This is a genomic window from Janthinobacterium violaceinigrum (assembly GCF_009208555.1).
GTDB lineage: Bacteria > Pseudomonadota > Gammaproteobacteria > Burkholderiales > Burkholderiaceae_D > Janthinobacterium > Janthinobacterium violaceinigrum.
In genome coordinates, this window is record NZ_WFLI01000012.1 from 131,841 (window position 1) to 155,134 (window position 23,294).

Below are 23,294 nucleotides of genomic sequence, written 5' to 3' on the forward strand. Positions count from 1 at the left end.
ATCCAGCATAGGTTGTCTATACAACCAAGTCAACAGGTTTTTGTAAACGTAAACTGCCTATTTTTTCTCGAACACGCGCTTGCCCGCCACCCACGTCTGCAGCACCTGCGTCTTGCCGATGGCCTTTGGTTCCACGCTGAACAGGTCCTGGTCGACGACGATGAAATCGGCCCATTTTCCCGCTTCCAGGGTGCCGATGACCTTTTCCTGGTGCGCCGCCCAAGCCGCGTCCAGGGTGAAGCAGCGCAGCGCTTCCGTCACCGTCATGGCCTGCTGCGGATACCAGCCGCCGGCCGGGAAGCCTTCGCTGTTCTGCCGCGTGACGGCCGCGTGGATGCCCTCGAACGGGTTCGGCGATTCGATGGGAAAATCCGAACCGCAGGCGATGCGCGAACCCTGCTTGAGGAAGGTGCGCCACGCATACGCGCCCTTGATGCGCTCGTGGCCCACGCGCTGCTCCGCCATATTCTGGTCGGAGGTAGCGTGCGTGGGCTGCATCGAGGGCACGATGCCCAAAGTCTTGAAGCGGGGGATATCGGATAACTGCACCACCTGCGCGTGCTCCATGCGGTGGCGCAGGCCCACGCTGCGGTATTGCGCGGTCAAGGCTGCATAGCCGTCGAGGATCTGATGGTTGCCCGCATCGCCGATGGCGTGCACGTTGACCTGGTAGCCGGCGCGCATGGCCTTTTCCATCTTCGCGCGCATGGCGGCGTCCGGGTAGAACAGCAGGCCGCGTGTGCTCGGATCGTCGCTGTACGGCGCCAACAGGGCCGCGCCGCGGCTGCCCAGGGCGCCGTCGGACAGCAGTTTGACGGCGCGCAAGGCATACATGTCGCGCGCGTAGCTGTTCAATGGACCATTTTTCGACAGCGCGTCGAAGTCTTCCGTCGTGTCAAAAATCATGCCGTACACGCGCACCGTCAGCTTGCCGTGGTCCGCGTAATCGCGGAACAGGCTGTCCTGCATCTGGCCGATGCCCGCATCGTGCACGCTGGTCAGGCCCACTTGCGACAGCTGCGCCAGCGCGCCATCGAGGGCGGCGCGGTTTTCCGCGTCGCCCGGCTTGGGCAGCACGGCATCCATCAAGTCCATGGCGCTGTCGACCAGCACGCCGGTGGCATTGCCGTCCGCGTCGCGGACTATCTTGCCGCCGGCCGGATCCGGTGTGGCGCGCGTGATGCCGGCCAGCCCCAGCGCACGGCTGTTGGCCCAGCCCGCGTGGCCGTCGACCCGGCGCAGCCACACGGGCCGCGCGCTTTCCGCCGCATCGAGTTCTGCTGCCGTGGGAAAGCGTCCCAGCTTCCAGATTTCCTGGTTCCAGCCATTGCCGACCACCCAGCTGCGCTCGGGATGCGCGCGAGCGAAGTCGCCCACGGCCTGCACGGCGGCCGGCAGCGACGCAGAACCGTACAGCATCACGCCGCTGGCGATCGTGCCCAGGCCGAACACGTGGCCATGCGCGTCGATCAGGCCAGGCAGCACGGTTTTTCCCTGCACGTCGACGTGCAGGGCGCCCTTGGCCGCCTTGCGTTTCACCTGCGCGGCACTGCCGACGGCGAGCAGCTTGCCTGCGTCGTCAAACGCCAGCGCCGTGAAGCGCACCACCTTGCCGGCAGCATTGAGCGTGTAGCCGTTGGCATTGTCGATGACGGTATCGGCACGGGCGTGGGGCAGGGCGAAGGCGCCCAGGCAGGCGAGCGTGAGCAGGTTGCGGCGCAGGGTCGGCATTTCCATCTCTAGGTCTTTTAGTCGTTAGCAAAAAGACGAGTGTATAGAAATTGGCAAAATGGTCAATCAGGCAGCGCGGGGCGGTCGTACCATCAGCCAGTAGTCGCAGCCCGTGACGGCTTCCGCATACCGCCCTGCCACCACGAAGCCCAGGCGGGCATAGAACGGCAGGCTGCGCTCGTTGTAGGTCTCCAGGAAGCACGCGGCGCCGGCCGCATCGACGGCCGCCAGGCCCGGCGCCAGCACGGACGCGCCCAGCCCCTGCCCTTGCGCGGCGGGAGCGATGCCGGCGATCGACAGATACCACGCATCCTGCAGACCATGCGGCGCCAGCGCGTGCTCCATGTTTTCCACGATGGCCGTGAAATGCGCGAAGCCGCGCTCTCCCAGCAAGTCGCGCAAGGCGGCTTCGCGCTGCGCATAGGCGGCCTGGCGCACGGCTGGCGGCGTATCCGTCGTCCAGATGGCGGCGCCATTGCCCGCCGCATCGGCCAGGTCGACGCGTCCCGCCTGCTCGCCCTCGGCCAGCGCCAGCGCGAAATAGGTTTCCAGCATGGCCAGCCGCGCCGCCGCGTCATCGCCGCACGCCACCGTGACGGTGCGGTAGAACGGATCGCCGGCCAGGGCGGCGGCCAGGCTGCGGGCGGTGCGGGAAGCTGCGGTGCGGGAGGGGCTGGACATGGTTCTCTTTCTGTTCATGGAAACGCCCGGCATCTTAACGCAAGCGCGCAGGCCTTGCGCCCGGTCAATACCCGCATCGCGGCGCGGGCCTATCCGATCCCACATCGCGCTACTCGGCAGATTTTTGCCTGCTCACAGCACCTTCCGGGGGATTTCACGGCGTTCAACTGACAAACGAAATGCCTGTGCCCCCGAAGAAAAGTCACGACAGGGTATGCATCCTCAAGAAACCGGTCACAGCACTCAAGGCTTGGGAGGCGCCACTTGACTCGAGTCCTCCCCCCGCTTCGCCGGCGCCCTGAACCATTCTTCCGGCGGCACCACGTGCGACTCTTTCGGGTCGTCGATGTAGTGCGGCGAGGTGATTTGCACGTCGAATTCGTTGAAGACGTCGATGATGTTCTGGTGCAAGCGGTTCAGCACTTCGGCGCGCTGGCGGGGGACTTCGGCGCTGGCGTAGGCCACCAGGCGGTATTGCACATAATAATCTTGCAGGGCCAGCTGCATCACGTACGGTTTCGGCGTGGTGGACAGTTCCGTCGTGCGCGACGCGGCCAGTTCCAGCATGGCGTGCACTTGCCGCCACGGCGTGGCGTAGCCGATGGTGACGGTGGAATCGAGCACGAAGCCGCCGCCGGGTTGCGCGCGCGAATAGTTTTTCGTCGTCTGCGACATCACCCACGCGTTCGGCAAAGCCACTTCTTCACCCAGGCCCGTGCGCAGCCGCGTCTCGAACATGCCCACGTCGACCACCGTGCCTTCGCTGTCGCCCACGCGCACATATTCTCCCTTGCGCAGGGCGCGCGTGTACATGAGGATCAGGCCGCTGGCGCCCTGGCCCACGATGCTCGACGCGCCGATCGACACCATCAGGCCCACCAGCACGGACAGGCCCTGGAAGGCGGCCGTATGCGAGCCTGGCAGATACGGATACGCCATGGCCAGCGCGAACAGCCAGATCACCACGCTGGCGATGCGGCGCGTGGGCAGGGCCGTGTCCTTGTCGAGCCAGCCGATCTGCAGTTCCCCGCTTTCCACGCGCTTGAACAGCGAGGCGGCCGTGGCCGCGATCAGGCGCGCAATGGCGAAGATCACGCACACCAGCACCAGTCCCGGCAAGGCGCCGATGATGGCATGGAAGACGTCGGCCGCCACGTCGAACAAGTAGCCGCTCAGGCTTTCGCCCCACGAGCGCGTGTAGGGCAAACGGCCCAGCACGAAGGCGGCCCACAGATACGTGGCCATCAGGCGCAAACCCCACAGCACGGCGCTGAGCAGCTGATACGCAAAGGCGATGTAATGCTCGGCATCGAGCACGCGCACGTTCTTCAGGCGCACGTCGCGCAGGCGCGAGGCCAGCAGGATGCCGCTGCGGCGCTTGGCCCAGTGGTACAGGCGCGTCAGCCCCATCCACACGAGCCAGAACACGAGGGTGGCGGCCGCGCACACGGCGGCCGCGATGGCCAGGTAGCGCCAGCTGCCCTGTTCGCGGTAATCGAGCACGGCCTTGCTCAATTCCTCGGCCGCCGTTTTCGCCACGCTTTCCGTCGTGTCGCCGGCCAGCAAGTTGACGTCGCCGGGCACGACGACGAACAGCTGCACGCCGTCGAGCAGCACTTGCGTGCCTTCGGGAATCGGACGCGTACTCGTCCGCAAGGGGCCGTTCTTGGCCAGCACGCCTTCCAGGCGGCGCTGTGCGCCGATGGCCCGCTCATCGGGCGGATAGCCGGCCAGCGCGGCGCGGAAGACAAATATCTTGCGGTTGGCAAACATCAGCGGCGCCGTCCGGACGGCAGCGGCCTGTGACGGCGCCATGGCGGACGCGGCCTCCGAGACGAGCGCGGACACGCCCTCGTCCGCATGGGCTGCGGGCAGCAGGAAAATGGTCAACAGGTACAACAGGCGGAGCAGCGCGGACATGGCAGAAATGAAAAGTAACAGGAAGGGCCATCATGCCATGTAATCCTGGAAACTCAAGCGCCGCAGCTACCGTTCAGCTCGCATCATGGAAAATGATGCCCAGCGTGTGGCGCAAGCCTGTGCGCAGGCGCGACACGCCGTGGCGCATGTTCACGCGGTAACTGCCGCGCGTGCCATTGACGGGACGCTGCGCCACGGGAAAGAGCACGGCGTCGCCCTGCGCCAGCGGCACGACTTCCACGCGCGACTGCATGCGCGGGCGCTGCTCCGTCAGCACGAACTCGCCGCCCGTGAAGTCTTCCTGCGGGCGCGACAGCAGCACGGCCAGTTGCAGCGGAAACACGTGCTCGCCATACAAGTCCTGGTGCAGGCAGTTGTAATCGCCCTCGCGGTAGCGCAGCAGCAAGGGCGTGGGCCGGGTTTGCCCTGCCGCATGGCAGCGCGCAAGAAAGTCCCCGTGCGCCAGGGGAAAGCGCCCATCCAGTCCCATGGCCGCCTGCCAGCGGTTGGCGATGGCCGCCAGCGGGCCGTACAGCTGTTCGCGCAAGGCGGCCACGAGGTCAGGCAATGGATAGGCGAAATACTGGTATTCGCCCTGGCCAAAACCATGGCGCTGCATCACCACCCTGCTGCGGAAATGCGCAGCATCGTCATACCGGGCCGCCAGCGCGGCGCAGGCGTCCGCGTCCAGCAAGCCCGGCACGACGGCGCAACCGTATTGATTCAGATCATCTTCGATCCCGCGCCAGTCCAGCGCCCTCACCGCTCGCCCTCGCGCTCGAGCAGCGCCTGCTTGCGCTCCACGCCCCAGCGGTAGCCGGACAGCGCGCCATCGTTGCGCACCACGCGGTGGCAGGGGATGGCGACGGCCAGCGCATTGGCCGCGCAGGCGCCCGCCACGGCCCGCGCGCCTTTCGGGGCGCCGATGCGCCTGGCCAGCTCGGCATAGCTGACCGTGCTGCCGGCAGGAATCTCGCGCAAGGCTTGCCACACGCGCTGCTGGAACACGGTGCCGCGCACGTCGAGCGGCAAGTCCAGGCCCAGGCCCGGCGCCTCGACCAGGCCCACCACCTGCGCCACCGTCCGTTCGTACTCGGGCTCGGCGCCGCGCAGCTCGGCGCGGGGAAAGCGGTCCTGCAAGTCGCGCAGCAGCACGTCCGGGTCGTCGTCGATCAGAATCGCGCAGATGCCCTTGTCCGTGCTGGCCACGAGGATGGCGCCCAGCGAGCAGGCGCCGATGGCGAAACGGATCACGGCGCCGCTGCCGCCATCGCGAAACGCGCCCGGCGTCATGCCCAGCAAGCCGGGCGTGGCCGCATACAGGCGGCCGCTGGAATTGAAACCGGCCGCATATAAGGTTTCCGTGACATTCGCCGCGCCCTGCAAGCCGGCCTTGAGGCGCTCGCCGCGCCGCGCCGCCGCATAGGCTTTCGGCGTGATGCCCGTGTGCGCCTTGAAGACGCGGTGAAAATGAAAACGGCTCAGGCCGGCTGCCTGCGCCAGGCTGTCCAGGTCAGGCAGCTCGTCGCTGGCGTCGATCAGGCGGCAGATATCGGCCACGAGGGCCGCCTGGCGCTGGGCCAGCGGCGGCAGGTTGGGCTTGCAGCGCAGGCAGGGACGAAAGCCGGCCGCCTCCGCCTGCTCGCAGCTGGCGTGGAAAGCCACGTTGCGGCGCAAGGCGGGGCGCGCGGCGCAGGAAGGGCGGCAATACACGCCCGTCGTGCGCACCGAGTAGTAAAAGACGCCGTCGGCATCGGGCGCGCGCCGCTGCAGGGCATCCCAGCGTTCATCATCGGTCGAGTAAGAGTGTTTCATGGCCAACTCCATGCAAGTCAATAGTAAGTCACCAGCATAGCCAGTCGCCGCGCGCGCCACACTCCGGCGCTTGCTTTTGAATTCGAAAAAAGGCTGGCGGCGGGCATCGTGCTCGGTGCTAAAATCGGCCATCGCGCCTCCAGCCGGCGGCGCGTCCTGCCCGCGCCCCGGAGAAACCGCATTGGACGATCACAATACACAAGAAAATACGCCCATTTTCCAGCGCATCAAGGATTTTCTGCTGGCCGGCATCGCTGCCGGCCGCTGGAAGGAAGGCGACGTGATTCCTTCCGAGCAAGCACTGGTGAAACAATTCGGCGTCTCGCGCATGACCGTCAACCGCGCCGTGCGCGAACTGACGAGCGAACAGGTGCTGACGCGGCGCCAGGGTTCCGGCACCTATGTGGCACAGCAAAAATACCAGGCGACCTTGTTGGAAATCAAGAGTATCGCCGATGAAGTGCGCGCGCGCGGACATATCCACCGCAGCAGCTTGCAATTGCTCGAACGCACCAAGGCGTCGGATTTGCTGGCCAAGCAATTCGGCTTGCCGCCGGAACACCCGCTGTTCCATTCGCTGATCGTGCATTTCGAAAACGGCGTGCCGATCCAGGTGGAAGACCGCTGGGTCAATCCCGAGTGCGCGCCCGACTACATGACGCAGGATTTTTCCAGCATCACGCCAAACGAATACCTGATGGCCGCCGCCCCCCTGCAGGGCGCCACCTACAGCATCGAAGCGCTGTCCGCGCCGCGCGACATCGCCGAAATGCTGGCCATCGACACGAAGCAGGCTTGCCTGGTGCTGCGCCGCCAGACGCGCTCGGGCGGCAAGATCGCCTCGATTGCCACCATGTGGCATCCCGGACACCGCTACCAGTTCGCCGGCAGCTTTAGCTGAGAACACCTGAAAAACCTGCTGCGCGTCGCGCTTTGCGGCCTGTGATGCTCACCGTGCTACAGCACGGTTGCGCTTCTCAGCCACAAAACGCTGCCGCTCGCTACGGTTTTATCAGGCATCTTCCCATCTGGTGGTTCAGTAGCACGATTTCGCGCAAACTTTGTCACAGATTCTCACCAAATCGCGAAAAAAACAGCCATGACGGGGCAAAAAAAACGCCGTTATGGCCGTTTCTGAACTTAACTACTCCGAGTAAATATTCGATGCTATAGTTGCCGCCAGAAAGCGCCGCAGGCGTTTATATGAGCGCGTCTCATGCACTGCCAGCACAGTCCAATCACGCCCCAGAAAGGGATGCATTTGTCGTATTGCAGCCACACGAGTTTCAGCGCACCACGCCCACGGCGCCCTGCGCTGCGCCGGCTCGCTCGTACGATGCTGGCGGCCGGCATGGCGCTGTCGCTGCCGGCGCAGGCGGCGGTCCACGGCATGGCGCCGGCACTGCTGTGGCCGTATGCTGCCGCCAGCGCCACCGCCCTGGCGGGACTGGCTTGCTGGCAAGCCTGGCGCCTGCGGCAACAGCTGCACCGCCTGCTGCTGCCCGCGCATGCGCTGGCCGAACAGGATGCGTGGCAAGCCTTGCGGGGCGCCTCGCTGGCTGGCTGGACCTGGCGGCGCCAGTCCGACCGGCTGCAGTTCGCGCCCCAGTACCAGGACGTGCTGGGCGACAAGAGCGCCAAGCTCGACCAGACATTGAGCGACTGGCTGGCCGAAGTGCACCGGGACGACCGCGCGCGCCTGAGTCTGGCATTTCGCCAGCATCTGGACGGCCAGGCGTCCGGCACCTTCAATTGCGAATTCCGCTTGCGCCACAGCGACGGCCACTGGCGCTGGCTGCTGGCGCGCGGCGCCGTGCTGGCGCGCGCCTCGAATGGCGCCGCCACGCAGGCCAGCGGCATCGTCTGCGATATCAGCGAACGCAAGCAGGACGAGCAAGCGCGCATGCGCTCGATGCTGGAAGCGGCGCCCGAAGCCATGCTGATCGCCGATGTCGAGGGCAAGGTGCATTACGCCAACCAGATCGGCGCGCGCTGCTTCGGCTATCCGCTGGCCGAACTGACGGGCATGTCGCTGGAACAATTGGTACCGGAAAGCACGGCCAGCCAATCCGTGGGCGACCCGCAAGCGCGGCACAGCCTGCCGGGCCGGGTGATGATGGCGCGCCGCCGCGACGGCACGCATTTCCCTGCCAAGGTCAGCCTGTCGCCGCTGCGCATGGCAGGCCAGGTGTTTTCCATCGTCTCGCTGCGCGACATGACGCAGCGGCAACGCGCAGAAGAAGCGCTGCACGCCAGTTCGGAACGCTACCGCCTGATCGTGCAGACGGCGGCCGAAGGCATCTGGATGACGGATGCGGACGGCAAGACCACCTTCGTCAACCCGAAGATGGCGCACATGCTCGGGTACACGGTGCAGGAAATGCTGGGACGTCCCCTGCTCGACTTCATGGACCGCGACAGCCAGCTGCTGATGCAGCGCCGCCTGGCCAGCCACGGCAGCTTCGCCAGCCAGCCGGACCAGGTCGACTTCCGCTTCTTCCGCAAGGACTTGTCCAGCCTGTGGGGCTTGCTGTCGAGCACCAGCATCCAGTCGGACAACGGCGAGCCGGGCGGCACCCTGGCGATGATCACCGATATCACCGAGCGGCGCCAGGCGTCGATCGCGCTGTCCAATTCCAGCCAGCGCATGGCCTCCGTCTTCGGCGCCGTGACGAATGGCCTGGTGGTACAGGACAGCCACGGCCACATATTGGAAAGCAATGCCGCCGCCGAGCGCATGCTGGCGGCCAGTCCGGCCGGCAACAGCCTGTGGCAAGCCATCCGCGAAGACGGCTCCGCCTTCGACCAGCGCAGCCATCCCGTGCACATCACCCTGTCGACGGGCGAAGCCATGCGCGACGTGCTGATGGGCGTGAAGCAGCCCGACGGCAGCCTGTCGTGGCTGTCCGTCAATACGGAAGCCATCCGCGATGAATACGGCAAGGTGGGCATGGTGGTGGCCAGCCTGACGGACATCACGTATCACAAGCGCAGCGAGAGCGCCTTGCGCGAGCTCAACGAACACTTGGAAGAACGGGTGGCGCAGCGTACGGAACAGCTCGACCAGGCCAAGCAGGTGGCCGAAGAAGCCAGCCTGGCAAAGGGGCAATTCCTGGCCAACATGAGCCATGAAATCCGCACGCCGATGAATGGCGTGATCGGCATGGCCTACCTGGCCCTCAAGACGGAACTGGAACCGCGCCAGCGCGATTACCTGGAAAAGATCCGCTTTGCCGGCGAACATCTGCTGGGCATCATCGACGACATCCTCGACATCTCGAAAATCGAGGCGGGCAAGCTGGAGATCGAGCGCGTCAACTTCAGTTTCGACCATGTGGTGCAAACCCTGATGACGGTGGTGGCGCCGCGCGCCGCCGGCAAGAACCTGGAACTGCTGTTCGAAATCGACCCGCAACTGCCGGCCGTGCTGGTGGGCGACCCGCTGCGGCTGGGGCAGGTACTGATCAACTACGCCAATAACGCCATCAAGTTCAGCGAACAGGGCAGCATTACCGTGAAAGTGCGCAGGGTGGTGGCCGATGCGAAACACTGCCTGGTGCGCTTTGAAGTGTGCGACCACGGCATCGGCCTGTCGCAGGACGAGATGAGCAAGCTGTTCCAATCCTTCCAGCAAGCCGACACCTCCACCACGCGCGAGTATGGCGGCACGGGCCTGGGCCTGGCCATCTGCAAGCAGCTGGCGCAGCTGATGGGCGGCGACGTGGGCGTCGACAGCCGTCCCGGCGCCGGCAGCACCTTCTGGTTCACGGCCAACCTGGGCATTTCCGACCAGGCGGCGCCAGCCATGCTCGACAGCATGGTGCAGACGGCTGCGGCCATGCGCGCCAGCGCCGACGCGGCCCTGGTCATGCGCACGCTCAAGCATGCGCGCATCCTGCTGGTGGAAGACAACACGTTCAACCAGCAGGTGGCGCTGGAATTGCTGGAAGAAGCGGGCGCCTCCGTCTGCCTGGCCAACAATGGCGAGGAAGCGCTCGACCTGCTGCGCCAGACGCAGTTCGACTGCGTGCTGATGGACGTGCAGATGCCGCTGATGGATGGCTTGCAGGCGACGCGCCATATCCGCGCCGACCCGCAGCTGGCGCACCTGCGCGTGCTGGCCATGACGGCCACGGCCACCAGCGAAGACCGCGTGCGCTGCCTGGACGCGGGCATGGACGATTTCATTTCCAAGCCCATCCAGCCGGCCATGATGTACCAGACCATCGCCAGCTGGCTGCCGGCGCGCGAGACGCCGCCGCCGCCCGCCCGCAGCCGCGCCGCGCCCGCCTTCAAGACCACCCTGGCCGGCGACCCGCAGGTGATCGACCTGTCCATCCTGGCCAAGCTGCTCGGCTACAACCCGGAAAAGGTGCGCAAATTCGCCTTCAAGTTCCTGCAGACCACGCAGGATGGCTTCGGCGACATCGATGCGGCCCTGGCGCGCGGCGACGTGCACCAGGTGCGCGAACTGGGTCACCGCATCAAGTCGTCGGCGCGCACGGTGGGCGCGCTGGGGCTGGCCGAGCTGTGCCACAACCTGGAAACCCTGGCGCCGGGCGAACCGGCCGACGAGGCCGAGCGGGCGCGGCACATCGTGGCGCGCCTGTGGCCCCTGCTGGAACAGATTACCGAACAAATCATGAACAACACCAGCTTTGCCAATGACGATTAGCTACCGCCAATTGGGTTGCGGCAAGGTATCGGCATCGACAGCGATGCAGCATATCCATAGAAAGACATGACGATGAATACAGTATCAAACCAAGCAGTCCGCGAACAGAATGAAGCAGGCCTGGCACCGTTGCGCGTGCTGCTGCTGGATGACGACGTTTTCATGCTCGACGTGCTCAGCGACATGCTCGAGCAAATGGGCCCGTTCGACATCCGCTGCGAGTCGCACAGCGAACAGGCGCTGGCCACCCTGAAGCAGCACCAGCCCGACCTGCTGATCTGCGACCTGTCCATGCCCGACATCGACGGCATCGAATTCCTGCGCATGGCGGCGGACAATGGCTTCCGCGGCGGCGTGGTCCTGCTGTCGGGCCTGCACTCGGCCGTGCGCCTGGCGGCCGAACGCCTGGCCGTGGCCAATGGCCTGCATATATTGGGCACCTTCCGCAAGCCGATGGAAAGCGCGGAATTGCAGCTCATGGTGAACTTGCAACTGCAGCACACGGCCCGCCTGGCCAGCGTCCAAGCCTGAGCGTGGAGGCTGGCCGCAAGGACGGACACGGCGCTGCGGGCCAGCAGGCATGCGGCTTTGCCGCCATGCCGGCACGCGCGGGGACGATCTGCCGCAAGTTTTTCTGCAATAATCGCCACGCTTTGAAAAAATGGGTTATTATTTCAGCCATCCCCGCCTGCATACCTCTGGTCGCACCTTCCAAGAACATTGAATTTGTGCCCATTGCCCCCATCTTCTAACTGCATTCCAGGAAGCATGGATGGCGAACCAGCGTATGGTTAATTCCAGGCATTATTGATCCCACCCTCATTTGAGGAAAATATGAGCGAATATATCAAACACATTAGCGATGCATCTTTTGAAGCAGACGTCCTGAAATCCGAAGTGCCAGTACTGGTCGACTTCTGGGCAGAATGGTGCGGTCCCTGCAAGGCCATCGCCCCGATCCTGGAAGAAGTGGCCAAGGAATATGCGGGCCGCATCGTGATCGCCAAGATGGACGTGGACGCCAACCAGGCTGTTCCTGCCAAGTTCGGCATCCGCGGCATCCCGACCCTGATCCTGTTCAAGGATGGTGTTGCAGCTGCTCAAAAAGTGGGCGCCATGGCCAAGGGCCAGTTGACCACTTTCGTCGACAGCAACATTTAATGTATGATGGGCAGCGCTGCGCCCGCAGCGCCGCCTGATTGGACACACCGGAAAGCGGCTTTGCTACCATTCATGCAAAACCTTCCCGAATAATTAATCAAGCCACGCAGTCCCCTCCCCTACCTTTACATCCCGTCTCGGGACACTCAACACATATGCATTTATCCGAACTAAAGGCCCTACACGTATCCGCCCTGCTTGAGATGGCGATCGGTCTTGACATTGACAACGCAGCCCGCTTGCGCAAACAGGAGCTGATGTTCGCTATCCTGAAGAAACGCGCCAAGTCCGGCGAACAGATTTTTGGCGATGGCGCCCTGGAAGTGCTGCCTGACGGCTTCGGCTTCCTGCGCTCGCCCGACGCCAGCTACATGGCGTCCACCGACGACATTTACATCTCCCCTTCGCAAATCCGCCGCTTCAATCTGCACACCGGCGATTCGATCGAAGGCGAGGTACGGACCCCGAAAGATGGCGAACGCTATTTCGCACTGGTCAAAGTAGACAAGGTCAACGGCGAATCGCCGGAAGCCTCGAAGCACCGCATCCTGTTTGAAAACCTGACGCCGCTGCACCCGAACGAGCCGCTGCGCCTGGAACGTGAAATGAATGGCCAGGAAAACATCACCGGCCGCATCATCGACCTGATCGCCCCGATCGGCAAAGGCCAGCGCGGCTTGCTGGTGGCATCGCCGAAATCCGGCAAATCCGTGATCCTGCAGCACATCGCGCATGCGATCACGGCAAACCACCCCGATATCACGCTGATCGTGCTGCTGATCGACGAACGTCCGGAAGAAGTTACCGAAATGCAACGCTCCGTGCGCGGTGAAGTCGTCGCCTCGACCTTCGACGAGCCGGCCACGCGCCACGTGCAAGTGGCCGAGATGGTGCTGGAAAAAGCCAAGCGCCTGGTGGAAATGAAAAAAGACGTGGTGATCCTGCTCGACTCGATCACCCGCCTGGCCCGCGCCTACAACACCGTGATCCCTGCCTCGGGCAAGGTGCTGACCGGCGGTGTCGACGCGAACGCGCTGCAACGTCCAAAACGCTTCTTCGGCGCCGCGCGCAATATCGAAGAAGGCGGCTCGCTGACCATCATCGCCACGGCGCTGATCGAAACGGGTTCGCGCATGGATGACGTGATCTTTGAAGAATTCAAGGGTACCGGCAACATGGAAGTCCACCTGGAACGCCGCCTGGCCGAAAAACGTGTCTATCCGGCAATTAACCTGAACAAATCGGGTACCCGCCGCGAAGAACTGCTGATCAAGCCGAACGAGCTGCAAAAAATCTGGATCCTGCGCAAGTTGCTGTACTCGATGGACGAGATCGAGGCGATGGAGTTCATTCTGGACAAGATGAAAGCCACGAAGAACAACGCAGAGTTCTTCGACATGATGCGCCGCGGTGGCTGATTTGCGGGGTCAGACCCGACGGGTCTGACCCCAGCCCTCCGTTGAACATCTCGCGAAAGCCGCTCCCTGAGCGGCTTTTTTATTGCCTGCGGCCCGAAAGCGCTATATAATCGACGGTTGCATTATTTTAAACCCTGGCAAGTGATCGGCAATCGGGTCAAGAAGCAAGACGACCGACGAAGTGCTGTTTGGCTACCTACTTAGAGAGAATCCCATGAAAGTCGATACCCATCCAGAATACCGCGAAGTTGTTTTCCACGATCTGTCGTGCGATTTCAAATTCGTTACCCGCTCGACCATCCAAACCCGCGAAAAAATCACCCACGACGGTAAAGAATACCCACTGGTGAAGATCGAGGTTTCGGCTGAATCGCACCCATTCTTCACGGGCAAGCACAAAATCGTCGATACCGCTGGTCGCGTCGAGAAGTTCCGTCAGAAGTTCGGTTCCGTTGGTTCGAAAACCGCAGTCGCAGCAGGCTAATTTTTGCCGCTCTGCGGCAAAGAAGGGCAGCTTCGGCTACCAGAGAAAAGGCAGCTACGGCTGCCTTTTTTGTCTTTGGCCGCTTTACTTTATACTCGCGCATACCCGACGCCATTCGTCGCGTCTTGCCATTTTTTTCTGATACCGACTATCGATGAAGCCAGTCCGCCTTCCCGCCGCTGCCACACTCGCGCTGCCACGATGGGCCTTGTTTGCGCTCGGCCTGCTGTACATCCTGCCTGGCCTGATCGGCCGCGAACCGTGGAAGAACGATGATGCCGCCAGTTTCGGCATCATGTGGACCATGGCGCATGGCGGCCTGAACGACTGGCTGTGGCCCAACGTGGCCGGCCTGTCGGTGCCGGACGAGGGCCCGCTGGCCTTCTGGCTGGGCGCCATCTTCATCAAGCTGTTCGGCTGGATCGACGGCGACGTCTTCGGCGCGCGCATGTCGACCATCGGCATCTTCGTCGTCAGCACCCTGTCCGTCTGGTACACGGCCTTCAACCTGGGCCGCCGCAACGACGCCCAGCCGCTGCGCCTGGCGTTTGGCGGCCACCCGGAGCCCGACGATTTCGGCCGCACCCTGGCCGATGCCGCCGTCCTCATCTATTTAGGCTGCCTGGGCCTGCTGCAGCACAGCCACGACATCACGGCTGAAGCGCTGTATGTTTCCCTGATGGCTTACCTGCTGTACCGCGCCGTGCGCTATATGGAAGGCCCGTCCGTGCGCAATGCGGCCCTGCTGGGCCTGGCGCTGGGCGGCCTGACCCTCACGCGCGGCTGGATCACGCCGGCAGCGCTGAGCATTGCCCTGCTGCTGTGTACCGTATTCCTGCGCCTGCCGCTGCTGCGCAGCGTGCGCCACCTGGCGCTGGCCATCCTGATCGGCGCCGCGCTGACCCTGGTCTGGCTGCTGCCCGGCGAATGGCTGAAGCCATACGGCCATTCGCCGATCCAGGCATGGATGGAGTGGAATTGCCGCCAGTTCAGCGCCCCAAGCCTGAAAAGCGTGCAGTATTTCATGCGTGTCGGCATCTGGTTCTTCTGGCCGGCGTGGCCTTTCGCCGCCTGGGCCGTGTATGCCTGGCGCCGCCAGCACCACGTGCTGCACATCGTCGTGCCGCTGACCTTTGTCGCCATGCTGGCCATCCTGGGTCTGTGCCATCCCGATCCCGACCCCAGCCAGCTGCTGCCCCTGCTGCCGCCGCTGGCCGTGATGGCGGCGTTTGGCTTGCTGACCATGAAACGGGGCGCCATCAACGCCATCGACTGGTTCTCCGTGATGGTGCTGACCATTTGCGCGGCCACGCTGTGGCTGTTCTGGTTCGCCACATTGACGGGCTGGCCGCCGCGCCTGGCCCACAATGCCTTGAAACTGTTGCCTGGATTCAAACCCGAGCTGGACGTGCTGGCCTTTTTCGTGGCCGCCTGCGCCAGCGCGGGCTGGGTGGCGCTGGTGCACTGGCGCATTTCGCGCCAGCCGGCCGTGCTGTGGCGCGCCGTGGTACTGTCGTCCGGCGGCCTGATCCTGATCTGGGTGCTGATCATGACCTTGTTCCTGCCCCAGCTGAACTACAGCAAGAGCTACGCCAGCGTGGCGCACCAGATTTCCGTCCACCTGCCGCCAGGCAGCAAGTGCATCAACAGCAATGTGGGCGCCGCCCAGCGCGCCTCGTTCGCCTACTTCGGCCACTTGCCGTTTGCCAGCGTGGGACAGCAGCAATGCGATGTGTTCCTGTTGCAAGATAGCATCAAGGTTCCCGACAGCAAGGAACAGCTGCCCGAGCACCACGGCGCGGACTGGATCAAGCTGTGGGAAGGACGCCGCCCCACCGATGACGTGGAGCGTTTCCGCCTGTATCAGCGCGTCAGGTAAGCAGCAAAAAACCGGGCCAGTCCCGGTTTTTTTTTGCCCGCCAGACAAACGCCGGCGATGGCAAAAGTGTTGCTTTTAAATATAGTTAATTAACTAAAATGAACTAGAATTGTTTTTTAGATTATAATGATGGCTTGCGCGATGGCGGTGTCTTGCTTTCCCGCCCGATTCGTCCCCTAATTCACTATGAGAGTGTTCATGAAATTATTTTCCACACGCACCTTGCCGCTCATCAGCGCCGCCCTGTTTGCCTTCTCCTTCAGCGCTTCGGCCCAGGCGACCGTGATTGACCTCGGCGTCGCCAACGGCTACTCGGCCTTCATCTTCGGCAATATCGGCAGCAGCGGCTCCAGCGGCTTCACCAGCGTGGGCGGCAGCCTGGCCGCTGGCGGCAATATCTACCTGGACAGCTACAGCGTCGGTACCAACAAGAAAGCCGGCAGCGCCGCCAACACACTGGTCGCCGGTAACAGCCTGAACATCGGCAACGGTACCATCAGCGGCACGGGCGTGTACGGCGTCAGCAATGCCAACGGCACCGTGACGGCGCCATCGTGGTACCCAACGGGCACCTTCAGCAAAGGCAATGCCTCCACCCTGGACTTTGCAGGCGCCAAGCAGCAACTGACGACCCTGTCGGGCGATGTGGCCAAGCTGCAATCGAACGGCACCGTGGTCTCCCAGTACGGCAACATGACCCTGGTAGGCAATGTCAACGCCGACGTCAATATTTTCAATATCGATGCGTCGAACCTGCATAACCTGACCCTGGACCTGTCCTCGCTGAAAAGCACGGCCAGCATCATCATCAACGGCACGGCCACCAACATCACCATGAGCGGCGGCTTCGACAATTTCGGCAGCTTTGCAGACCGCACGCTGTTCAACTTCTCCAACGCCACCACCACCAACCTGAACAACGTTGGCATCAACGGCAGCATCCTGGCGCCGAACGCCGCGTTTTCCGGCTCGGGCAGCATGAACGGCACCCTGGTCGCCAATTCCGTCAGCTCGATCAACTATGGCCACGTTTCCATGAACGGTTCCGGCTTCAACACGGTCAACGTCTCGGCCGTGCCTGAACCAGGCACCTACGCCATGCTGCTGGCCGGCCTGGGCTTGCTGGCATTCATGCGCCGCCGCACGCCAGCGCGCGCACCGCAAGCCGCGATGGCCTAAGCTTCACGCTGGACCAATCAAAAAAACACCGGGCCGCGCGAGCGTCCCGGTGTTTTTTTATGGGCAGCCGAAAAGCCTAGTCCGCGCCCAGCCCCAGATCCGTGGCCACCTGCTTGCGCAGCAAGTATTTCTGGATCTTGCCCGTCACCGTCATGGGGAATTCCTCGACGAAGCGCACATAGCGGGGAATCTTGTAATAGGCGATCTGGCCATCGCAGAAGGCGCGGATGTCCTCGCTGGTAGCCTGCGTGCCCGGACGCAAGATAATGCAGGCACACAACTCTTCACCATACTTGGCATCGGGCACCCCCACGCATTGCACGTCGAGCACGCTGGGGTGGCGGTACAGGAATTCTTCCACCTCGCGCGGGTAGATGTTTTCGCCGCCGCGGATGACCATGTCTTTCGAGCGTCCCACGATGCTGCAAAAACCGTTGGCGTCGATCACGGCCAGGTCGCCCGTGTGCATCCAGCGCGCCGTATCGATGGCTTCCGCCGTCTTTTCCGCGTCGCCCCAGTAACCCTGCATCACGGAATAGCCGCGCGTGAGCAATTCGCCCTTTTCGCCGCGCGGCACGATGCGCCCTTCCGCATCGACGATTTTCACTTCCAGGTGCGGGTGCACGCGGCCGATGGACGAGACGCGCATTTCGCGCGGGTCTTCGATTGCCGTCTGGAAGCTGACGGGCGAGGTTTCCGTCATGCCATACGCAATGGTAATTTCCGCCATGTGCATCAGCTCGATAACCCTCGTCATGACTTCCATCGGGCAGGGCGAACCGGCCATGATGCCCGTGCGCAAATTCGACAGATCGTATTGCTTGAAATCAGGATGATCGAGGATGGCGATGAACATGGTCGGCACGCCGTGCAAGCCCGTGCAGCGTTCGGCCTGCACTGTCTCGAGCACGGCTTTCGGATCGAAGCCTTCGCCGGGAAACACCATGGCCGCGCCATGCGTGACGCAGGCCAGGTTGCCCAGCACCATGCCGAAACAGTGGTACAGGGGCACGGGAATGCACAAGCGGTCCTGTTGCGTGAGGCGCATCGCTTCGCCGATGAAAAAGCCGTTATTCAGGATATTGTGGTGCGTCAAGGTGGCGCCCTTGGGCGCGCCCGTGGTGCCGGACGTGAACTGAATGTTGACGGCATCGTCAAACTGCAAGGTAGCGCTCACTTCTGCCAGGTGGGCCAGGTCGGCGTCGGTGATGCCGTCCATCAAGGCATCAAACTGGTGCATGCCGGGCGTGGCGGCCGTGCCCATGCGGATGACGTGGCGCAATTGCGGCAGGCGCGGCGATTGCAGGGCGCCGGCGCGCGCACGGGCGATTTCCGGCACCACGTCCTGCACGATGGCCAGGTAGTCGCTGGACTTGAAGCTGGGCGACAAAATCAGCGCGCTGCATTGCACCTTGTCGAGCACGTATTCGAGTTCCGAACGCCGGTAGGCGGGATTGATGTTGACCATGATCAAGCCGGCTTTCGCCGTGGCAAACTGCGTGAGCACCCACTCGGCGCAGTTCTGCGACCAGATGCCGACCCGGTCGCCCGGCTGCAGGCCCAGCTTCAGCAAGCCGGCGGCCAGGCGGTGCACGCGTTGCTGGAATTCCAGATACGTCCAGCGCACGTCCTGGTGCGCCACGATCAGCGCATCGTGCTGGCCATAGCGGGCGGCGATGCCGTCGAGGTAAGCGCCTATCGTTTCGCCGATCAACGGCGTCTCGTGGGCGCCGTGTACATAACTCATTGCTTGCATGCTGTCTCCAGGGTAATGGCGCGACGCGCTCTTCTTATGGTCATCGACTACAAAAATTATAGCCGCAACCGCCCCCACCCTGCACCGGCTTGCTGTAATGTGCAGACCGGCACACACGATACCCACGGCAACTGACGGCACCATGACAGGCAACACGCAGCACCCGCCCGAACAGGGCTTTATCCTGACCCGCCACTGGCGCGACACCAGCGCCGGCACGGAGGTCGATTTCTGGCTGGCAACAGATGCCGGGCCCCGCCACGTGCGCCTGCCCGTGCAGACGGCCGTCGCCTTCATTCCCATGGAGCAGCGCGAACAGGCGGAACTGCTGCTGCGCGGCGAACGCCATGCCGAACTGCGCCCCCTGTCGCTGTCCGATTTTCACCACCGTCCCGTGCTGGGCTTGTATTGCAAGCAATACCGGCACTTGCTGAAGCTGGAAAAGCAATTGCGCGCGCATGGCGTCGACGTGTACGAAGCCGACATCCGCCCGCCCGAGCGCTACCTGATGGAACGCTTCATTACGGCGCCGGTGGCATTTGACGGCGCCATCGCGGGCGAGAACGTCCATCTGAAACCCGCTGCCGGCTACCGTCCCGCATTAAAACTGGTGTCGCTCGATATCGAAACGACGGCCCACGGCGAACTGTATTCGCTGGCGCTGGAAGGCTGCGGCCAGCGCCAGGTCTACATGCTGGGGCCGCCAAACGGCGTCGACGGGGAACGCGATTTCGACCTCGAATACTGCGACTCGCGCGCGCAGATCCTCGAGCGCCTGAACACGTGGATGGAACGCCACGATCCCGACGCCATCATCGGCTGGAACCTGGTGCAGTTCGACTTGCGCGTGCTCAAGCAACATGCCGAGCGCTATCAAGTGCCCCTGCGGCTGGGACGTGGCAGCGCCGTCATGGAATGGCGCGAGCATGGCGGCAAGCAGGAACACTATTTTGCCGCTGCCGCGGGACGGCTGATCATCGACGGCATCGAAGCGCTGAAGTCGGCCACGTGGAATTTCTCCTCGTTCAGCCTGGAAAACGTGGCGCAGACCTTGTTGGGCGAAGGCAAGTCCATCGACAATCCGTACCAGCGCATGGCCGAGATCGACCGGCGCTTCCGCGAAGACAAGCCGGCCCTGGCCCGCTACAACCTCAAGGATTGCGAACTGGTCACGCGCATCTTTGCGAAAACCGAATTGCTGACCTTTTTGCTGGAACGGGCCAGCGTGACGGGCCTGGCGGCCGACCGCAGCGGCGGTTCCGTGGCCGCCTTCGAACACCTGTACTTGCCGCTGATGCACCGGCAAGGCTACGTGGCGCCCAACCTGGGCGACGTCTCGGGCGAAAACAGCCCGGGCGGCTTCGTCATGGATTCGCAGTCCGGCCTGTACGATTCCGTGCTCGTGCTCGACTATAAAAGCCTGTACCCGTCCATCATCCGCACTTTCCTCATCGACCCCGTGGGCCTGGTCGTGGGCACCAGCGGCGACGAGGCCCATACCGTGCCTGGCTACCGGGGCGCGCAGTTTTCGCGCGTCAAACACTGCCTGCCCGCCATCGTGCAACAGGTGTGGCAGGGGCGCGAGGCGGCCAAGCGCGAGCGCAACGCACCGCTGTCGCAAGCCTTGAAAATCATCATGAACGCGTTTTACGGCGTGCTGGGCTCCAGCGGCTGCCGCTTCTTCGACCCGCGCCTGGCCTCGTCGATCACCCTGCGCGGCCACGACATCATGCACCGCACGCGCGAACTGATCACCGAGCAGGGCTACCAGGTGATCTACGGCGACACGGACTCCACCTTCGTGTGGCTCAGGACAGCGCATACGGATGACGAGGCGGGCAAGATCGGCCGCGCCCTGGTGGCGCACGTCAACGCCTGGTGGGACGCGCATCTGCGCGCAGAGTTTGGCCTCGACAATGCGCTGGAACTGGAATTCGAGACGCATTACCGGCGTTTCCTGATGCCTACCATCCGCGGCTCGGAAGAAGGCAGCAAGAAGCGCTACGCGGGCCTGGTGGGCAAGCCCGACGGCAGCGAAGAGATGGTCTACAAGGGCCTGGAAACGGTGCGCAGCGACTGGACGCCGCTGGCGCAGCAATTCCAGCAGGATCTATATAGGCGCATCTTCCAGCGCAGCGCCTACCAGGACTATGTGCGCGACTATGTGGCGCGCACGGTGCGCGGCGAATTCGACGCTTTATTGGTCTACCGCAAGCGCCTGCGCCGCCCCCTCGACGATTACCAGCGCAACGTGCCGCCCCACGTGCGCGCGGCGCGCACGGCCGACGCCTACAACCTGGCGCAGGGGCGGCCGCTGCAATACCAGAACGGCGGCTGGATCAGCTATGTGATCACGGTGGCGGGGCCGGAACCGCTGGAAACGCAGCGCTCGCCCATCGATTACCACCATTACCTGACGCGCCAGCTGCAACCGGTGGCGGACGCGATACTGCCCTTCCTGGGCGACGATTTTTCGCGCCTGGTGTCCGGGCAGCAGGATTTGTTTTAAATCAATTTTACTGACCAGCATGACCAAGCTGAGGTAATATCGGCGCCTGCCGGGCTTATCTGGCCCTGTCTGCGGGCGTTGTACGCTGCGGCAGCGTAAAATACGCCATGGCGAAAGAATAAGAACTGCACGAAGAAGAAAATGCCATTCCAGACGAGAATCGTTCGCAACAGGATTTTCCACGCTGAAATGGCGCATAATTTCACACTATGTTGAACCAGCGGGCAGCGCGTTTAGCCGTCTGCTCCGCTAATTTTTGAATGAATTGATACCATGACCGAGATCACGTCCTTAAGAGACATCCCGCAAAAAAATATCTTCCGCAAGGGCGACACCTTTGTGCTGTTCGGCGAGCTGTTCGGCCGCGGCTATGTCAATGGCTTGCTGGACGAAGCGCGCAAGGCGGGCATGAATATCGTCGGCATGACGGTGGGCCGCCGCGATGAAAACATGGCGCTGCGCCCGCTGAACGCGGAAGAGCTGGCCGAAGCCGAAGCCAACCTGGGCGGCCGCATCATCAATGTGCCGCTGATGGCCGGTTTCGACCTGGACGCGCCGGCCGGTGAGCCGACCCCGACGGCCCTGCTGGCCGACATGACCCTGAAAAGCTGGCAGGAAGACAAACTGGACTGGGCGCAGATCGAACGCTGCCGCGAAGCCGGCATCGCCCGCTTCAGCGCTTCCGTGGCGAAAGCCATGGCCGAGCTGGACAGCCTGATTCCTGACGGCAGCAATGTGTATTTCGCCCACACCATGGCCGGCGGCATTCCGAAAGTCAAAGTCTTCCTGGCCATCGCCAACCGCATCTACAAAGGCCGCGGCGAGCGCTTCATGTCCTCGCGCGCCCTGCTCGACAGCGACCTGGGCAAGCTGATCCTGATGAACTTCGACGAAGTCACGGCCAACACCCTGCAGCACCTGATCGACGGCAGCGCCGCCATCCGCGCCCGCATCGAGCAAACGGGCGGCCAGGTGCGCTACAGCGCCTACGGCTACCACGGCACGGAGATCTTGATCGACGGCAAATACCAGTGGCAAACGTACAGCAACTACACGCAAGGCCTGGCCAAGATGCGCCTGGAAAACGTGGCCAAGGCCGCGTGGGAAAAAGGCATCAAGGCGACCGTCTTCAACTGCCCGGAAATCCGCACGAATTCGTCCGACATCTTCGTGGGCGTGGAACTGTCGCTGTTCCCCCTGCTCGACGCGCTGAAAAAAGAAGGCGGCGCGGCCTGGGCCGAAGAACAGTGGAAAATCTGCCAGGGCTTGCTGGAAGACGGCGTCTCGCTGCAAGATTTGCTCGACCGTATCGCTGCCTACAATGGCGACGCCACCAGCGTGCAATTCCGCAACTTCGCCGCCTGGCCGATGGACAACACCCCGGAACTGGCCGAAGTCATGATCGGTACCTCGGACGACATCACCAAACTGCACAAGGACCGCAAGGAACTGATCACAGACCACCTGAGCTCGCTCGTACTGGAAGGCACGGGCCCGCTGATGTTCCACGCCATGTCGGAACCGCAAGCGCCCGTCGTCTGGCTGAACCACGACATCATCGCGCGCCAGCTGAACTCCGTGCATAACTGATTCAGCATCGCCGCAGCCTGACCACGCCGTCCCCGGTTCGCGCCCGGGACGGCGTTTTTCATGCCAGGGCAGCGCCCGATAAATGGGCTAAACCGTTTGCAAAGCAAAAAACTTGCCGGATCACGATAAATCAGTGATAATGCGTCTCGCGTTGCCGGGATGGCGGAATAGGTAGACGCACGGGACTCAAAATCCCGCGCTGGAAACAGCGTGCCGGTTCGATTCCGGCTCCCGGCACCACCAGACATCGCAGCACTGAAAAACAACCACTCATCCTCAGGATCGGGTGGTTTTTTTTCGCCTGATTTTCCGCACTTTCGCCGCCCCCTGCGTGTCACAAGCGTACCCTACGCACCCGACTTGCTAGTCACCTTCCCGCGCCACCGGCAGCGCAGGCCCGGCAAACGGCAGAAATGGGGTATTTCATGCTGTCAAGAAAATCTTGCATTGCGATAAAAACATGTGGCGCAAAAGTAAATTAATTTAAAGCCAATAT

General features: G+C 63.1%; 16 protein-coding genes and 1 tRNA gene. 11 read left to right on the top strand and 6 right to left on the bottom strand.

The window, feature by feature from the left end:
* Positions 1-57: 57 nt before the first annotated feature.
* The 5 genes from GCN75_RS12945 to ada all read right to left on the bottom strand — a co-directional run bounded on the left by GCN75_RS12945 (position 58) and on the right by ada (position 6,147).
* Complete coding sequence (locus tag GCN75_RS12945) at positions 58-1,731, bottom strand: amidohydrolase (RefSeq protein WP_152282883.1); 1,674 nt, start codon at positions 1,729-1,731, stop codon at positions 58-60.
* Between the two features lie 66 nt (positions 1,732-1,797).
* Positions 1,798-2,412: a GNAT family N-acetyltransferase gene (locus tag GCN75_RS12950; RefSeq protein ID WP_152282884.1), complete on the bottom strand. Its 615-nt coding sequence runs from the start codon at positions 2,410-2,412 to the stop codon at positions 1,798-1,800.
* A gap of 243 nt (positions 2,413-2,655) precedes the next feature.
* Complete coding sequence (locus tag GCN75_RS12955; RefSeq protein WP_152282885.1) at positions 2,656-4,332, bottom strand: mechanosensitive ion channel family protein; 1,677 nt, start codon at positions 4,330-4,332, stop codon at positions 2,656-2,658.
* Positions 4,333-4,405: 73 nt separating this feature from the next.
* A complete protein-coding gene (locus GCN75_RS12960; protein ID WP_152282886.1) occupies positions 4,406-5,095 on the bottom strand; it encodes a 2OG-Fe(II) oxygenase in 690 nt (229 codons plus the stop codon).
* The gene (gene ada, locus GCN75_RS12965) at positions 5,092-6,147 is read right to left on the bottom strand and encodes a bifunctional DNA-binding transcriptional regulator/O6-methylguanine-DNA methyltransferase Ada (RefSeq protein WP_152282887.1); all 1,056 of its coding nucleotides are present in this window, start codon (positions 6,145-6,147) and stop codon (positions 5,092-5,094) included. Before ada ends, GCN75_RS12960 begins: the two co-directional genes overlap by 4 nt.
* Positions 6,148-6,328: 181 nt before the next feature.
* Between ada and hutC the strand changes: the two genes are divergently transcribed.
* The 8 genes from hutC to GCN75_RS13005 all read left to right on the top strand — a co-directional run bounded on the left by hutC (position 6,329) and on the right by GCN75_RS13005 (position 16,943).
* Complete coding sequence (gene hutC / locus GCN75_RS12970) at positions 6,329-7,048, top strand: histidine utilization repressor (protein WP_152282888.1); 720 nt, start codon at positions 6,329-6,331, stop codon at positions 7,046-7,048.
* A 450-nt stretch (positions 7,049-7,498) separates the two neighbouring features.
* On the top strand, positions 7,499-10,822 hold the full coding sequence (locus tag GCN75_RS12975) for a PAS domain-containing hybrid sensor histidine kinase/response regulator (RefSeq protein WP_152282889.1): 3,324 nt from the start codon (positions 7,499-7,501) through the stop codon (positions 10,820-10,822).
* Between the two features lie 72 nt (positions 10,823-10,894).
* Complete coding sequence (locus GCN75_RS12980; RefSeq protein WP_152255000.1) at positions 10,895-11,353, top strand: response regulator; 459 nt, start codon at positions 10,895-10,897, stop codon at positions 11,351-11,353.
* A gap of 303 nt (positions 11,354-11,656) precedes the next feature.
* Positions 11,657-11,983, top strand: a complete 327-nt coding sequence (gene trxA, locus GCN75_RS12985) for a thioredoxin TrxA (RefSeq protein ID WP_152254999.1) — start codon at positions 11,657-11,659, stop codon at positions 11,981-11,983.
* Positions 11,984-12,138: 155 nt separating this feature from the next.
* Positions 12,139-13,401: a transcription termination factor Rho gene (gene rho, locus GCN75_RS12990; protein ID WP_010401543.1), complete on the top strand. Its 1,263-nt coding sequence runs from the start codon at positions 12,139-12,141 to the stop codon at positions 13,399-13,401.
* A gap of 214 nt (positions 13,402-13,615) precedes the next feature.
* Positions 13,616-13,885 (top strand): type B 50S ribosomal protein L31, encoded by a 270-nt coding sequence (locus GCN75_RS12995; protein WP_034746247.1) that lies wholly within the window; start codon positions 13,616-13,618, stop codon positions 13,883-13,885.
* 154 nt (positions 13,886-14,039) lie between these two features.
* Positions 14,040-15,764 (top strand): ArnT family glycosyltransferase, encoded by a 1,725-nt coding sequence (locus tag GCN75_RS13000; RefSeq protein ID WP_152282890.1) that lies wholly within the window; start codon positions 14,040-14,042, stop codon positions 15,762-15,764.
* Between the two features lie 198 nt (positions 15,765-15,962).
* Entirely contained in the window at positions 15,963-16,943 is a 981-nt protein-coding gene (locus tag GCN75_RS13005) for a choice-of-anchor A family protein (RefSeq protein ID WP_152282891.1), read from the top strand.
* A 76-nt stretch (positions 16,944-17,019) separates the two neighbouring features.
* Here the strand turns inward: GCN75_RS13005 and GCN75_RS13010 are convergent, their stop codons facing one another.
* Positions 17,020-18,699, bottom strand: a complete 1,680-nt coding sequence (locus GCN75_RS13010; RefSeq protein WP_152282892.1) for an AMP-binding protein — start codon at positions 18,697-18,699, stop codon at positions 17,020-17,022.
* A 142-nt stretch (positions 18,700-18,841) separates the two neighbouring features.
* On the opposite strand from GCN75_RS13010, the gene GCN75_RS13015 reads away from it, so the two are divergent.
* The 3 genes from GCN75_RS13015 (at position 18,842) to GCN75_RS13025 (ending at position 23,038) form a co-directional block, all read left to right on the top strand.
* On the top strand, positions 18,842-21,208 hold the full coding sequence (locus tag GCN75_RS13015) for a DNA polymerase II (RefSeq protein WP_152282893.1): 2,367 nt from the start codon (positions 18,842-18,844) through the stop codon (positions 21,206-21,208).
* Between the two features lie 273 nt (positions 21,209-21,481).
* Positions 21,482-22,798, top strand: a complete 1,317-nt coding sequence (locus tag GCN75_RS13020; RefSeq protein WP_152282894.1) for an enoyl ACP reductase FabMG family protein — start codon at positions 21,482-21,484, stop codon at positions 22,796-22,798.
* Positions 22,799-22,951: 153 nt separating this feature from the next.
* A tRNA-Leu gene (locus GCN75_RS13025) sits at positions 22,952-23,038 on the top strand.
* The last annotated feature ends 256 nt before the right edge of the window (positions 23,039-23,294 follow it).

Coding starts and splice junctions, on each gene's coding strand:
- GCN75_RS12980 (WP_152255000.1), top strand. CDS start 10,895: ATGAATACAGTATCAAACCAAGCAGTCCGCGAACAGAATGAAGCAGGC.
- GCN75_RS12955 (WP_152282885.1), bottom strand. CDS start 4,332: ATGTCCGCGCTGCTCCGCCTGTTGTACCTGTTGACCATTTTCCTGCTG.
- GCN75_RS13010 (WP_152282892.1), bottom strand. CDS start 18,699: ATGCAAGCAATGAGTTATGTACACGGCGCCCACGAGACGCCGTTGATC.
- GCN75_RS12945 (WP_152282883.1), bottom strand. CDS start 1,731: ATGCCGACCCTGCGCCGCAACCTGCTCACGCTCGCCTGCCTGGGCGCC.
- GCN75_RS13015 (WP_152282893.1), top strand. CDS start 18,842: ATGACAGGCAACACGCAGCACCCGCCCGAACAGGGCTTTATCCTGACC.
- GCN75_RS13005 (WP_152282891.1), top strand. CDS start 15,963: ATGAAATTATTTTCCACACGCACCTTGCCGCTCATCAGCGCCGCCCTG.
- GCN75_RS12950 (WP_152282884.1), bottom strand. CDS start 2,412: ATGTCCAGCCCCTCCCGCACCGCAGCTTCCCGCACCGCCCGCAGCCTG.
- rho (WP_010401543.1), top strand. CDS start 12,139: ATGCATTTATCCGAACTAAAGGCCCTACACGTATCCGCCCTGCTTGAG.
- GCN75_RS13020 (WP_152282894.1), top strand. CDS start 21,482: ATGACCGAGATCACGTCCTTAAGAGACATCCCGCAAAAAAATATCTTC.
- GCN75_RS12995 (WP_034746247.1), top strand. CDS start 13,616: ATGAAAGTCGATACCCATCCAGAATACCGCGAAGTTGTTTTCCACGAT.
- GCN75_RS13000 (WP_152282890.1), top strand. CDS start 14,040: ATGAAGCCAGTCCGCCTTCCCGCCGCTGCCACACTCGCGCTGCCACGA.
- trxA (WP_152254999.1), top strand. CDS start 11,657: ATGAGCGAATATATCAAACACATTAGCGATGCATCTTTTGAAGCAGAC.
- GCN75_RS12975 (WP_152282889.1), top strand. CDS start 7,499: ATGGCGCTGTCGCTGCCGGCGCAGGCGGCGGTCCACGGCATGGCGCCG.
- ada (WP_152282887.1), bottom strand. CDS start 6,147: ATGAAACACTCTTACTCGACCGATGATGAACGCTGGGATGCCCTGCAG.